Genomic DNA, 12,523 nt, shown 5'->3' on the forward strand with positions numbered 1-12,523 from the left:
TCGATCACAATCGTCACACAAACCACACACGTCACAGCGTGGCAAACGGGAAATTTGGTGCCGATCACCTAATCTTCGGACACGATGGCGACCTTGCGGAGGACTACCCAGCGCGCGGTGTCCGCGTTTGCGGCACTGGCGATGCTGACGGCACCCCTGATGACGGCCGGCGCGGCCAATGCTGACCCGGCGCCCGAATGCCCGTACAAGGTGACCACTCCTCCAGCGGTTGACGCCTCCGAAGTGCCCAAGCCGGGCGAGGTCGCACCGGGACCACTGCCCGTGCCCGCCAAGACGGTTGGCGGTGAGGCGCTTTCAGGTTGTGGAGTGATCACCGCCGCAAACACTCCGCCACTGCCCAACGATGTCTCCGCCGAGGCCTGGGTGGTCGCCGATCTCGACAGCGGCGACATCATCGCTGCCCGCGACCCGCACGGCCGCCACCGTCCGGCCAGCATCATCAAGGTGCTGGTGGCCACCGCTGCGCTCAACGAACTCAACCTCAACAAGTTGGTTGCCGGCACTCAGGAAGACGCCAACTCCGAGGGCACCCGGGTCGGCGTCGGTCCCGGCGGTCAGTACACGATCAACGACCTGCTGCACGGTCTGCTGATGCACTCCGGCAACGATGCCGCACATGCCCTGGCGGTTCAGCTGGGCGGCATGGACCCCGCGCTACAGAAACTGAACATCCTGGCCGGCAAGCTCGGCGGACGCGATACCCGTGCGGCCACCCCTTCTGGCCTCGACGGCCCAGGTATGAGCACCTCGGCCTATGACATCGCCCTGTTCTACCGCTACGCCTGGGAGAACCCGGCATTCGCTGACATCGTCGCCACCCAGACCTACGACTTCCCAGGCCGTGACGGCAATCCGTCCTATCCGGTGGAGAACGACAACAAGCTGCTCTACAACTACCCGGGCGCGATGGGCGGCAAGACCGGATACACCGATGATGCGGGGCAGACCTTCGTGGGCGCGGCCAATCGTGACGGCCGCCGCCTGGTGGCCATCCTGATGAAGGGCACCCGGGTCCCGATCGCGCCGTGGGAGCAGGCCGCGCACCTGCTCGACTACGGGTTCGCCACTCCCCCGGGAACCAAGGTCGGGACCCTCGTCGACCCCGATCCGTCACTGACCACCCCCAAGGCCGACCCAGCGGCCGCAGCCCAGGCGGCGTCGGTTCTGCCTCCGGCAGATGCCCTGCCCGTGCGGATCGGCGTCGGGATCGTCGGAGTGCTGGTGGTGTTCATGCTCATGATGGGCGCGCGGTCGCTGAACCGCCGCACCATTCGTTAATCCCTTTCGCGGACCACCCTCCCGCGAGCAGACGGCGCCGTACCCGGGAACTGCAGTTCTCGGGTACCGCGACGTCTTTTCGTCGTACCCTTGCCAGGTTCTGACCGATCGGTCTAATCTCAGACCATGCGGTCTGAAGGCACGAAAACGTTCACCGAGCAGGCCCGCCGGCGGCAGATCGTCGACGGCGCGTTGGAAGTGATTGCCGAACGCGGCTACCCGCAGGCATCGCTAGCCCGCATTGCCGAGCACATCGGTATCGCGAAAAGCGCTGTCCTCTACCACTTCACCAGCAAGTCTGAAGTGGTCGAGGCAGTCTTCACCGAGATCTTCACCCGCGGGGCCGCGGTGATCGTGCCCGCCGTCAACGCCGAAACCACCGCGGCGACAAAGCTGTCCGCCTACATCCGGGCCAACGTCACATTCGTCGCGGCCAACCGGTCGGCGGCCGTGGCCATGCTCGAGCTCATCTCCGGTTACCGCGACGCGGACGGGCTACGGGTTGACCAAGCCGCCGCCAAGGCGGTGCAGGAACATCCGCCAGCCGGAGAAATGGCCGCCCTCGACCCGCTGACCATCTTCGCCGAAGGTGTGAGCAACGGTGAATTCCGCGATCTGTCACCGCTGCCCATGAAGAACATCCTGCGCGGCGCGCTGGACAGCGCCGCGCAGGAGTACGCCCGAGATCCCGAGTACGACGTCGTCGGCCACGGCGAAGCGATCGTGGAGATCTTCGAGAAGGCCACCGCACCATGACCACGATCGCCATCATTGCCATCGGTAGTCGCGGTGATGTCGCACCGCTGACCGGGGTCGGTGTACGGCTACGGCAAGCCGGTCACCGCGTGATCGTGGTGGCGTTTCAGGCATTCGCCGATCTGGTGACCGGATGCGGGCTGGAGTTCCGCGGGCTCGACGACGACACCGCCGAGCTGTCGGACGTATCGGCACGCCAGGCCGCACAAGCCATGGCAGCGTTCCTCTCCCCACGCGGAATGCGGACGTTGGGCAACGATGTGCTGGCCGCCGTGGGTGACGAGCGACTCGATGCCCTGCTGCTGTCACCGTTCGCCGAACTGGTCGGCCATCCGCTGGCCGAGGCGCTCGCCATCCCCAGCATCGGCGTGCGGATGCAGCCCATGTCGGCGACTGCGGACTACCCGCCGGCATTGCTGGGAGCAGGGACCGCCGGGCGATACGGAAACCGGCCGGCGGCGCGGATCGGCGAAACGCTGATCGACGGCCTGTACGGCAGGACTACCAATCACTTTCGCGAGCAGCTCGGTCTGCCGAGGCGCGCCGCCCGGCTGTTGCGGCAGCAACGCACCGATGCGAGCTGGCCCATCCTGTACGGCTACTCCTCCGCAGTGCTGCCCCGACCGTCGGACTGGAGAACCGGGATCGACGTCGTCGGCTACTGGTGGCCGGCACCCCCGTCCGGGTGGGAACCACCCGACGAACTGGTGAAGTTCCTCGGCGCCGGCCCATCACCGGTTGTCATCGGTTTCGGCAGTACCGTCAACAGCCGCGACGCGGCTGAGAAGATGTCGGCCGTAGTCACGCAGGCCGTTCGCATCGCAGGCGCGCGGGCAGTGATCCAGGCCGGTTGGTCGGGCCTACATGCCTACGGGGACGACGTGCTCGCGGTCGGCGATGTGCCGCACGATTGGTTGTTCCCACGGGCGTCCGCGGTCGTACACCACTGCGGCGCGGGCACCACAGCTGCGGGGCTACGGGCAGGCGTACCGACGATTGCTGTGCCTGCCGACTTCGGGGACCAACCGTTCTGGGCGCGACACCTTTTCGAACTCGGAGTCAGCCCGCCGCCGCTCCGGCAGAATCGCCTGAACCCCGGTGAGCTCGGCGCCGCAATACGAACGGCGCTGTCGAACAACATATTTCGAGACAGTGCCAACAGTCTCGCGACGCGCATCAGTACCGAGGACGGCGCACGAAAGGTGGTGTCGACAGTGGAGCGGGCACTCAGCTACCGCTGAGGAAATCTCCCATTCGGCTGACACATAATTGCCACACGTGTTAAATACACCCCGGGCCTGCCAATCCGCCGCCGCTCTCGGCGGTTTGGCAGGCCCATCATCGCCAACGTCGCAGTAGCTGCTCGGCACCGTCGGACAGCGACGCCACGATTTCAGCCGCGCTCACCGAGCGTCGAACCTCCCCGACGCCCTGCCCCGCGTTGACCGGGGACCCACGCAGCACCCGTTCGGGAATACTTTCCGGCCAGCGATATCCGGCGGCGATGTCGTACTCGCTGGTGAGCTCGGTGGCGTCACCCGCTGCGGTCAGCAGCGCCTCACGCGCCGGGACCGGGGTCAACGCCTCCACACAGGCGGCGAACGCCGTGCCGACCCAGGCCGCGCCCGCCCCGGCCGCCAACACCGCGGCCACGGCCCGCGGCGACGAGATCCCACCGGCAGCCAGCACCGGTACGTCGACCACGTCGAGCACCTCGGCCAACAGCGGCAGCGTCCCGACCGTCGGCTCACCGTGACCGCCGCCCTCGGCGCCCCGCGCCACCACCACGTCGACACCGGCGTCGACTGCCCGCCGGGCCGCATCGACCGTCGCCACCTGGGTCGTCACCGTCAGGCCCGCATCATGCGCCCGACGGACCCAGTCCCAGTCCTCACCGAAGCTCACGCTCAACAACGCCGGCTGAGCCGCCAGCGCGACGTCGAAGAGATCCGGCCGATCGTGAACGACCCAGTGCACCAGGCCAATTCCGAATCGCTGTCCATCGAGTTGTGTCAATTCAGCGGTCAGTTGCTCCGCCGTCGCCGAACTGCCCATGCCGACCATGCCGAGGCCTCCGGCAGCCGAGACCGCGGCGGCCAGCCGGCCTCCGGCCGCACCACCCATCGGCGCGTTGACGATAGGGACGTCGATGCCGATCGACTGCGACCATGTGGTTGCCAAGCTCACAGCCCGCAATGTTACGTCGTTGTTACAATGGCAACTGCCAGCACATGGCACCGGACGAGGCCACCCGTACCCGGCCAGCGACAAGACGGGGTGTTTGGAGGTGTGCCATGGCTTGGCTGATTCTCGTCGTCTCAGGTGTCCTGGAAGCAGTCTGGGCGACCGCCCTGAGCAAGACCGACGGTTTCACCCGTCTGGTTCCGTCAGTGATTTTCGGTGTGGCGCTTGTGTTCTCGATGATCGGACTGGCCATCGCGATGCGTAGCCTGCCGCCCGGCACCAGCTATGCGATCTGGGTCGGCATCGGCGCGGTGCTCACCGTCGGCTTCGCGATGATCACCGGCGCGGAATCCGCATCGGTGATCAAGGTGCTGCTGATGCTCGGTGTCGTCGGCTGCATCGTGGGCCTCAAGGCCGTCAGCCACTAGCTAGCTTTTTCCCGCCGGCGCCGACTGTGTCACGCCAGCGTGGCTCTCGGCGTCGCGAGCTGCACTGGCGTGACAGTCGGTTGCCCGCGATAGAGCCGATGCGACGCTTCACGCGCGAGTGTCACGCTGGAGTGGCAGCCGCGTTCGACAGCCACTCCAGCGTGACAAACCGGCCACCGCCGCAGACAGCCACAGCCACGGCCGCAGCCACAGCCGCAGACCCTCAGCCACTACCTGCGCAGTAAGCGCGAAAGCCCGAGCGCGCCAATGGCTCCCATGGCAGCAGCGGCCAGCGCGCCGGACACCCCGATCCCCTCGTGGACCTGCACCCGGGTGACGATCTGCGCGGGGTCCGGTGGTGGCACCGGCGCCTCCGCCAGGCTCTCCGTGGACGTCGCCGCCCAGGCCGTCGCGAACAGGATGAGCCGCGCGGTGACGTAGGCGAACACCATCAAACCCAGCACCGGCCCGAACGTCGCCCCCGCCGGGCCGTTCAGCACGGACTGCAGGTAGATCGACGCGACCTGCTTGAAGATCTCGAAACCCACGGCAGCCAAGAGGCCGGCCCGGATCGACCGGCGGAACGGCACCGGTTCGCGCGGCAACCGGGAGATGATCCAGGTGAACAACAGCCACGAGATCGAGACCGACACCGCGATCGAGATGACGCGTAGCCCGCCGCCGAGTATGGCGCCGTCGTGAAGGCCGATCCAGCGCAATATCTTCCGCATCAAGGAGGGGTCCCCAAGCACGGTCAGCCCGATGGTGACCACCATCGCCAGGAACGCCGACACCAGGGCGAGCAGATCCGACAGCTTGTTACCGACGAAGCTGGATTCGGCGTGTTGCTCCCACATCTGGCTCAAAGCCTCGCGCAGGTTCGCCATCCAGCCCAGGCCGGCCCACGCCGCGGTTGCGAGGCCGATCACGCCGACCGTGCCGCGCGAGGCAATGGCCGAATCCATCAGGGTAACCAGTTGCTGGCCGAGGTCACCGGATACCGCCTCACGGATCCGGTGCTCGATTTCTTCGAGCAGATCCGGACGGCGCGACAGCAGGAAGCCACCGGCGGCGAACCCGACCATCAGTAGCGGGAACAGGGCGAAGATCGTGAAATAGGTGATGCCAGCGGCGTAGAAGTTGCCGTTGCAGTCGTTATAGCGCTCCTGCGCCCGCATCACGTGGTCGAACCATGGAAAGCGCGCACGCACTCGGGCCAGTAGCCCCGGCTTCTCAGGCTCGTCCACCGCCGACCCCTCCCTGGCGCTTATGGCGTTTGCTGGAGAAACCCTATCCTGTCGTAAACCCGGGCGAGGGTCTTCCCCGCGACCTCCCGGGAATGTTCCGCGCCGGCGGCCAGCACAGCCTGCAGTTCTGCGGTGTCAGCCAATAATTCGTCCACGCGTGTCTTGATCGGCGTGACGAACTCCACCACAGCCTCGGCGGTCTCCTTCTTGAGATCGCCGTAGCCGCGGCCCGCATAGCCCTCGACCAACTTGTCGACATCGGTGCCGGTCACCGCGGACTGGATCGTCAGCAGGTTCGAGATGCCGGGCTTGGCCTCCGGATCGAACCGGATCTCACGCTCACTGTCGGTCACCGCGGAGCGGATCTTCTTGGCTGTGGCCTTCGGGTCGTCGAGCAGGCTGATCAGCCCGGCATCGGACGCCGCAGACTTGCTCATTTTCGACGACGGATCCTGCAGGTCGTAGATCTTGGCCGTCGCCTTGGGAATCATGGCCTCGGGCACCACGAACGTGTCGGGGAACCGGGCGTTGAACCGCTGCGCCAGGTCGCGGGCCAGCTCCAGGTGCTGACGCTGGTCTTCCCCGACCGGGACCAGGTCGGTGTCGTAGAGCAGCACGTCGGCGGCCATCAGCACCGGATAGGTGAACAGGCCCACGGTGGTGGCGTCCGCACCCTGCTTCTGCGACTTGTCCTTGAACTGTGTCATCCGCGATGCCTGGCCGAAGCCGGTGAAACATCCCAGCACCCAAGCCAATTGACTGTGCTCGGGCACGTGGCTCTGGACGAACACGGTGCTGCGCGCCGGATCGATACCCAGCGCCAGGTACTGCGCGGCGGTCACCAGCGTGCGCCGGCGCAGAGTCTCGGGATCCTGCGGCACGGTGATGGCGTGCTGGTCGACGACGCAGAAGAACGCCTCGTACCCGTCCTGTAGCTGCGCCCAGTGCGTGACGGCACCCAGGGCATTACCGAGGTGCAGGGAGTCCGACGTGGGCTGAGCGCCCGAGAATACGACCTGTTTGCTTCCGCTACTCATGATGCTGTTGATTTTCGCACTGGCGTCATCCGGATTATTCGGGGGTCAGCCGCTGCAGGACCCGCAAGAACACCGCACGCTCGTCTGCCGACAGCTCGCCGAGCCAACGCTCCTCACCGCGCTGGATCTCCCGCTGGGCCGCATCCTTGACCGCACGGCCGGCCTCGGTGATGCCCAACAGCCGGACCCGCCGATCGTCGGGGTCGGCCTCGCGCTCGATGAAGCCCTGCTGCTGCAGGTCATCGAGGGTGCGGATGATGCGGGTCTTGTCCGCGCCGATCGCCTCGGCCAGCGCCGCCTGCGTTCGCACCGACGACCGGTCGAGCGCGAGCAGGACGACGTAGCCCCACATTGTCAGCCCGTGGGCGTCGAGTACCGGCTGCTCGGCGGCCATCAGGTCCCGCATCAACGGGGCAAGCATGGCCGCCAGATCCGGGCGCTTCGACATCCGCTCATGGTAGGCGTTGCAATATCGTAAGCTCACGCTTATCGTAGGCTCATGCCTACTATTGAAACAGACCTCCGCACCTTCCATCGCGTCGCCGTGCTGCGCTCCGTCGAAGCCGTCGACGCGGTCCGCACCTCGGACCTGAACCGCCCCACGCCGTGCACGGAGTGGACGCTGGCGGACCTCCTGGCGCACATGACCGTGCAGCACCACGGGTTCGCCGCGGCCGCGCGCGGACATGGCGCCGACGAAGCGGTATGGCAAGTGGCGACAGTGGCCGACGCCGTCCGCGCCGACCCGGTCGGCACCTATGCTGCTGCCGCCCACGATGTGCTCGACGCGTTCGCGGCCGACGGAATCACCGAGGCGACGTTCGCCTTGCCCGAGTTCGGACCGGATGCGACATTCCCCGGCGCGTTGGCGATCGGATTCCACTTCGTCGACTACGCCGTCCACGGGTGGGATGTCGCAGCTTCGATGGGTGTGCCGTACCAACTGCCCGACGACGCGGTCACTGCCCTGCTTCCGCTGGTCATGGGGATTCCCGACGGAGACTTGCGTGACAGTGCGGCGTCACCGTTCGACCGGGCGGTCGATGCCACGGCCACAACGGAATTCGAGAAGGTCCTGCTGCATCTCGGCCGCAGGCCTAACTGGCGTCAGCCGTAACTGACCGTCACCGGTGAGTGATCCGACCACCGCAGCGCGTACAGCTCGGCCCGGTCCACCCGCGCCGACGTTGCCCGGACCGCCAGGGTCGGGCTGGCCAGGTGATAGTCGATGCGCCAACCGGCGTCGTTGTCGAAAGCCTTGCCGCGCCACGACCACCAGCTGTAGGGCCCGGCCACATCGGGATGCAGCACCCGCACCACGTCCACCCAGCCGGTGCCCAGAAGCTCAGTGAGCCAGGCCCGCTCGCTGGGCAGGAACCCGGCCTTCTTGACGTTGCCCTTCCAGTTCTTGATGTCGTTCTCGGTGTGGGCGATGTTCCAGTCGCCGCACAGCACCGCGTCGCGAGAGTGCAGCTCGGCCATCCGGGCCGCGATCGTGGCCATGAACCGTTCCTTCTCCAGCTGACGGTCCGTCTCGGCCTCGCCGGTCGGCACGTAGATGCTGGCGACCGTGACTCCCGCGGTGTCCACCTCGAGGTAGCGCCCGTGGGCCTCGAACTCGTCGGACACCAGCAGTCGCGCGGCCTCGATGGGATGCCGGGACAACACCGCAACGCCGTTGCGGCCCTTGACATGCGGGACGGCCGAGGCCAGATTCCACCCGTCGGCCAGTGCCGGGGTCAGGGCATCGTTGAGCTGCTCATCGTCGGCCCTGGTCTCCTGCAGACACACCACATCGGCGTCGGTCTCCTTGAGCCAGGGCAGCAGGCCGAGGTTGTCGGTGGACCGCTGCTTGACCGCGGCGCGGATGCCGTTGACGTTGATGGTGCTGACGGTCAGGGGTCCCGGAGATGCCACGGCCCCGACCCTACCGACCCACACCGACAGCCCCTTGCGGTACCGGCGGTATCACCTTAATGTCGGGCGACATGGCTGAACGTGCTCCCATCCACCTGGGATCGGGCGAACCAATTCTGTTGCTGCACCCCTTCCTGCTGTCGCAGAGCGTGTGGAAGTACGTCGCGCCGCAACTCGCACAGACCGGGCGCTACGAGGTGTTCGCCCCCACCATGGCCGGCCACCATGGCGGCGCACACGCGCCGCTGCTCCTCGACGTCGCGACACTGGCCGACGACGTCGAACGCCGCCTCGACGAACTGGGCTGGTGCACCGCGCACATCGTCGGAAACTCACTCGGCGGCTGGGTGGCCTTCGAGCTGGAACGCCGCGGCCGGGCCCGCACGCTGACCGGCATCGCCCCCGCGGGTGGCTGGTCGATGCACACGCTGGCGAAGTACGAGATCATCGCCAAGTTCCTGGCGGCCCTGCCGGTCGTACTGTCCACTGCGGTGTTGCGTCAGCAGCTGCTCAAACTCCCGATGACGAAGCAGATCTCATATCTGGCCGTGAGCGCGACCCCCGAGGTGCTCAACGACAGCGACCGTCGCGATCTGATCGACGATCTGGCACACTGCCCGGCCTACTTCAAGCTCATGGTCAAGGCACTGACCACCGCGGGACTGATGGAGATCAAGAACTCGCGAACCCCGACCCAACTCGTGATCTGCGAGAAGGACCGGGTGCTGCCCGCGCCGCGATTCACCCGGCACTTCACCAAGAGCCTGGCACCCGACGCGGTGGTCACCACGCTGAAGGGTGTGGGACACGTCCCGATGTTCGAGGCACCCGACACCATCACCCGGCTGATCACCGAATTCGTCGACCGGCACATGGACCAAACGCGCGCGACGGGGTAGTCGACCATGCGCGTAGGCTCGGAGAGCTGAGCACAGGCTCGGCGCGGATGCTGCCGCGCCGAGCCCGACCTGCTAGCTAGGCCTTCTCGAAAGCGGCCAGCGCGTCGTTGAGCGTCTTGCTCGGACGCATCACCGCGGCGGTCTTCTCGGCGTCCGGGTAGTAGTAGCCGCCGATGTCGGCCGGCTTGCCCTGCGCCGCGTTGAGTTCGGCGACGATGGCCTGCTCGTGCTCGCCGAGCGACTTGGCCAGCGGCGCGAAGTGCTCGGCCAGCTCCTTGTCCTCGGTCTGCTCGGCCAGTGCCTGCGCCCAGTAGAGCGCGAGGTAGAACTGGCTGCCGCGGTTGTCGAGCTCTCCGGTCTTGCGCGACGGAGACTTGTTCTCGTCCAACAACTCTCCGGTCGCGGTGTCGAGCGCGTGCGCCAGCACCTTGGCCTTCTCGTTGTCCAGCTTGTTGCCCAGGTCCTCGAGGCTGGCACCCAGCGCGAGGAACTCGCCGAGCGAATCCCAGCGCAGGTGGTTCTCCTCCACCAGCTGGTGCACGTGCTTGGGCGCCGAACCACCGGCACCGGTCTCGTACAGCCCGCCACCGGCCATCAGCGGCACGATCGAGAGCATCTTGGCGCTGGTGCCCAGCTCCAGGATCGGGAACAGGTCGGTCAGGTAGTCGCGCAGGATGTTGCCGGTCACCGAGATGGTGTCCTGGCCGCGGATCAGACGCTCCAGGGTGTAGCGCATGGCCCACACCTGCGGCAGGATCGTGATCTCCAGCCCCTCGGTGTCTTCCTCCTTGAGGTAGGCCTTGACCTTCTTGCGCAGCTCGTTCTCGTGCGGACGCTCGTCGTCGAGCCAGAACACGGCAGGCATACCGGAGAGCCGGGCCCGGTTGACGGCCAGCTTGACCCAGTCGCGGATCGGGGCGTCCTTGACGATCGGCATGCGCCAGATGTCGCCCTCTTCGACCTCCTGGCTCAGCAGGACCTCACCGGAATCGATGTCGACGATCTTGGTGGTCCCGGCCTGAGGGATCTCGAAGGTCTTGTCGTGGCTGCCGTACTCCTCGGCCTTCTGCGCCATCAGACCGACGTTGGGAACGGTGCCCATCGTGGTCGGATCGAACTGACCGTGGGTCTTACAGAAGTTGATCACTTCTTGGTACATCCGGGAGAAGGTCGACTCCGGGTTGACCGCCTTGGTGTCCTTGGTACGGCCGTCGGCGCCGTACATCTTGCCTCCGAGCCGGATCATCGCCGGCATCGACGCGTCGACGATCACGTCGGACGGCGAGTGGAAGTTCGAGATGCCCTTGGCCGAATCGACCATGGCCAGCTCGGGGCGGTGCTCGTGGCAGCGGTGCAGATCCTCGACGATCTCTTCGCGCTGCGAGGCCGGCAGCGCCTCGATCTTGCTGTAGAGATCCGACAGACCGTTGTTGACGTTGACGCCGAGCTCGTCGAACAGCTTCTGGTGCTTGGCAAAGGCGTCCTTGTAGAAGACCTTCACTGCGTGGCCGAAGACGATCGGGTGGCTGACCTTCATCATGGTCGCCTTGACGTGCAGCGAGAACATCACGCCCGTCTTGTAGGCGTCCTCGATCTGCTCCTCGTAGAACTCGATCAGCGCTTTCTTGCTCATGTACATGCTGTCGATGACGTCGCCCTCGTCGAGCTTCACCTCGGGCTTCAAGACGATGGTCTCGCCCCCGGTGGTCTCCAGCTCCATGCGGACGTTGCGGGCCTTGTCGAGCGTCATCGACTCTTCACCGTGGTAAAAGTCGCCGGTCTTCATGGTCGCCACGTGAGTGCGGGAGGCCTGCGACCACTCGCCCATGCTGTGCGGGTGCTTGCGCGCGTACTCCTTGACCGCCTTGGGCGCCCGGCGGTCCGAGTTGCCCTCGCGCAGAACGGGGTTCACCGCGCTGCCGAGGATCTTGGAGTAGCGGTCCTTGAGGGCCTTCTCCTCGTCGGTCTTCGGATCACCCGGGTAGTCCGGGATTGCGTAGCCCTTCTCCTGCAGCTCCTTGACGGCAGCCACGAGCTGCGGGACCGAGGCACTGATGTTGGGCAGCTTGATGATGTTGGTCTCGGGCAGCTGGGTGAGACGGCCCAGCTCGCCGAGGTTGTCCGGGACGCGCTGGTCCTCGGTGAGGTAATCGCTGAACTCGGCCAGGATGCGAGCTGCCACCGAGATGTCACTGGTCTGGACATCGATGCCGGCGGGCTCGGCAAAAGCGCGGATGATCGGTAAGAAGGAGTACGTCGCAAGCAGCGGCGCCTCGTCGGTCAGCGTGTAGATGATGGTCGGCTGCTGGGCAGTCATGGTTGCTCTCCCGGCGTCAGTCTGGGTTCGACGAGGATCACTCGTTCTCACCCGCGGTTATTCGCTGCTCTGTATCGCGGGCCAGACTACAAGGGCGCGGTCGGCCGCGAAGGAGCAGCTTTCATTACTGACCAGTAACTTTGGCCTACGTCCAGGCGTACAACACCTCTATGCGACGGCCGGACCGAACGCGTCTCAGCCCCCGTTTCACAGAACGGGCAAACACCCCGGGACAACCGACTGGCACGGCCTCAGCGCGTTGCGATAAGCTGCAGGCCGGTCATGAGTGTCAGCATCAAGCCCCGGCTTGCTGGCCGGCAACCCTCCAACCGCGGTGGGGTGCCCCGGGTGATGACCAGGTTGAGCAGCTGTGAGCAGCTGCAAGGCAAGCGCGGGTCCGAAGGTACGGGCCCCCAGACAGACAGGGAAACCTGATGGA

12 protein-coding genes and 2 riboswitches are annotated in these 12,523 nt (G+C 66.2%); of the genes, 6 read left to right on the plus strand and 6 right to left on the minus strand.

The annotated features are described in order from the left end of the window. Window positions 1-84: 84 nt before the first annotated feature. From AB0876_RS17285 to AB0876_RS17295, 3 genes are all read left to right on the plus strand, one after another. A complete protein-coding gene (locus AB0876_RS17285) occupies window positions 85-1,299 on the plus strand; it encodes a D-alanyl-D-alanine carboxypeptidase family protein (protein WP_526042463.1) in 1,215 nt (404 codons plus the stop codon). Window positions 1,300-1,425: 126 nt separating this feature from the next. Further along, window positions 1,426-2,055, plus strand: a complete 630-nt coding sequence (locus AB0876_RS17290; protein WP_526042464.1) for a TetR/AcrR family transcriptional regulator — start codon at window positions 1,426-1,428, stop codon at window positions 2,053-2,055. Then, window positions 2,052-3,296 carry a glycosyltransferase gene (locus tag AB0876_RS17295; RefSeq protein ID WP_526042465.1) on the plus strand — a complete coding sequence of 415 codons (1,245 nt, stop codon included), beginning with the start codon at window positions 2,052-2,054 and terminating at the stop codon, window positions 3,294-3,296. The genes AB0876_RS17290 and AB0876_RS17295 overlap by 4 nt, the downstream gene beginning before the upstream one ends. A gap of 97 nt (window positions 3,297-3,393) precedes the next feature. Here AB0876_RS17295 and AB0876_RS17300 read toward each other — a convergent pair whose 3' ends face one another. After that, window positions 3,394-4,251, minus strand: a complete 858-nt coding sequence (locus AB0876_RS17300; protein ID WP_526042466.1) for a nitronate monooxygenase — start codon at window positions 4,249-4,251, stop codon at window positions 3,394-3,396. Window positions 4,252-4,272: 21 nt separating this feature from the next. Beyond that, window positions 4,273-4,337, plus strand: a riboswitch (guanidine-III (ykkC-III) riboswitch). A gap of 12 nt (window positions 4,338-4,349) precedes the next feature. Between AB0876_RS17300 and AB0876_RS17305 the strand changes: the two genes are divergently transcribed. After that, complete coding sequence (locus AB0876_RS17305) at window positions 4,350-4,667, plus strand: DMT family transporter (RefSeq protein ID WP_491838087.1); 318 nt, start codon at window positions 4,350-4,352, stop codon at window positions 4,665-4,667. A gap of 230 nt (window positions 4,668-4,897) precedes the next feature. Here the strand turns inward: AB0876_RS17305 and yhjD are convergent, their stop codons facing one another. From yhjD to AB0876_RS17320, 3 genes are read right to left on the minus strand one after another with little or no spacing between them, the layout of a single operon-like run. Beyond that, window positions 4,898-5,914: an inner membrane protein YhjD gene (gene yhjD / locus AB0876_RS17310; RefSeq protein WP_526042467.1), complete on the minus strand. Its 1,017-nt coding sequence runs from the start codon at window positions 5,912-5,914 to the stop codon at window positions 4,898-4,900. A 20-nt stretch (window positions 5,915-5,934) separates the two neighbouring features. Then, window positions 5,935-6,951 (minus strand): tryptophan--tRNA ligase, encoded by a 1,017-nt coding sequence (trpS, locus tag AB0876_RS17315; RefSeq protein WP_526042468.1) that lies wholly within the window; start codon window positions 6,949-6,951, stop codon window positions 5,935-5,937. Between the two features lie 34 nt (window positions 6,952-6,985). Next, on the minus strand, window positions 6,986-7,399 hold the full coding sequence (locus tag AB0876_RS17320) for a MarR family winged helix-turn-helix transcriptional regulator (RefSeq protein ID WP_491838084.1): 414 nt from the start codon (window positions 7,397-7,399) through the stop codon (window positions 6,986-6,988). Between the two features lie 51 nt (window positions 7,400-7,450). Here AB0876_RS17320 and AB0876_RS17325 point away from each other — a divergent pair, with 51 nt between their 5' ends. Next, window positions 7,451-8,068, plus strand: coding sequence for a TIGR03086 family metal-binding protein (locus AB0876_RS17325; protein WP_526042469.1), 618 nt, complete (start codon window positions 7,451-7,453; stop codon window positions 8,066-8,068). Here AB0876_RS17325 and AB0876_RS17330 read toward each other — a convergent pair. Next, window positions 8,059-8,850, minus strand: a complete 792-nt coding sequence (locus tag AB0876_RS17330; RefSeq protein ID WP_526042765.1) for an exodeoxyribonuclease III — start codon at window positions 8,848-8,850, stop codon at window positions 8,059-8,061. The genes AB0876_RS17325 and AB0876_RS17330 overlap by 10 nt on opposite strands. 89 nt (window positions 8,851-8,939) lie before the next feature. Here AB0876_RS17330 and ephH point away from each other — a divergent pair, with 89 nt between their 5' ends. Beyond that, window positions 8,940-9,767: an epoxide hydrolase EphH gene (gene ephH / locus AB0876_RS17335; protein ID WP_526042470.1), complete on the plus strand. Its 828-nt coding sequence runs from the start codon at window positions 8,940-8,942 to the stop codon at window positions 9,765-9,767. A gap of 76 nt (window positions 9,768-9,843) precedes the next feature. Here ephH and AB0876_RS17340 read toward each other — a convergent pair whose 3' ends face one another. Further along, on the minus strand, window positions 9,844-12,084 hold the full coding sequence (locus tag AB0876_RS17340) for an NADP-dependent isocitrate dehydrogenase (RefSeq protein WP_526042471.1): 2,241 nt from the start codon (window positions 12,082-12,084) through the stop codon (window positions 9,844-9,846). Window positions 12,085-12,362: 278 nt separating this feature from the next. Beyond that, a riboswitch (SAM riboswitch) is annotated at window positions 12,363-12,482 on the plus strand. The last annotated feature ends 41 nt before the right edge of the window (window positions 12,483-12,523 follow it).

This window comes from Mycobacterium sp. NPDC049093 (assembly GCF_040704635.1).
In the GTDB taxonomy this organism is placed as follows: Bacteria; Actinomycetota; Actinomycetes; order Mycobacteriales; family Mycobacteriaceae; genus Mycobacterium.

Coding starts and splice junctions, on each gene's coding strand:
- AB0876_RS17305 (WP_491838087.1), top strand. CDS start 4,350: ATGGCTTGGCTGATTCTCGTCGTCTCAGGTGTCCTGGAAGCAGTCTGG.
- AB0876_RS17340 (WP_526042471.1), bottom strand. CDS start 12,084: ATGACTGCCCAGCAGCCGACCATCATCTACACGCTGACCGACGAGGCG.
- AB0876_RS17290 (WP_526042464.1), top strand. CDS start 1,426: ATGCGGTCTGAAGGCACGAAAACGTTCACCGAGCAGGCCCGCCGGCGG.
- AB0876_RS17295 (WP_526042465.1), top strand. CDS start 2,052: ATGACCACGATCGCCATCATTGCCATCGGTAGTCGCGGTGATGTCGCA.
- trpS (WP_526042468.1), bottom strand. CDS start 6,951: ATGAGTAGCGGAAGCAAACAGGTCGTATTCTCGGGCGCTCAGCCCACG.
- AB0876_RS17320 (WP_491838084.1), bottom strand. CDS start 7,399: ATGTCGAAGCGCCCGGATCTGGCGGCCATGCTTGCCCCGTTGATGCGG.
- ephH (WP_526042470.1), top strand. CDS start 8,940: ATGGCTGAACGTGCTCCCATCCACCTGGGATCGGGCGAACCAATTCTG.
- AB0876_RS17325 (WP_526042469.1), top strand. CDS start 7,451: ATGCCTACTATTGAAACAGACCTCCGCACCTTCCATCGCGTCGCCGTG.
- AB0876_RS17285 (WP_526042463.1), top strand. CDS start 85: ATGGCGACCTTGCGGAGGACTACCCAGCGCGCGGTGTCCGCGTTTGCG.